A 229-nucleotide genomic window follows, 5' to 3' on the forward strand; every position below is an offset into this window, starting at 1 on the left:
TCAGTAGCCTGTTTGCCGGCCTTGTGGGTGCCTCACCGGCGGCCGTGTACATCGAGTCTGCCGCCGGGACGGCGGCAGGAGGCAAAACCGGCCTGACGGCCATTGTTGTTGGCCTCCTGTTTTTGCTCATTCTGTTTATGTCTCCGCTGGCTTATCTGGTGCCGGCGTACGCCACCGCGCCTGCGTTGATGTACGTCGGCCTGCTGATGCTGAGTAACGTGGCAAAGAT

The 229-nt window shown here is 60.7% G+C and carries 1 protein-coding gene; it reads left to right on the forward strand.

Features of this window, described 5'->3' with window-relative positions:
- Positions 1-229 (forward strand): solute carrier family 23 protein (locus NR195_RS22865; RefSeq protein WP_306278223.1); only part of this gene is annotated, 229 nt, incomplete at both ends.

This window comes from Pantoea sp. Ft-CA_14 (assembly GCF_024520875.1).
GTDB lineage: Bacteria > Pseudomonadota > Gammaproteobacteria > Enterobacterales > Enterobacteriaceae > Pantoea > Pantoea agglomerans.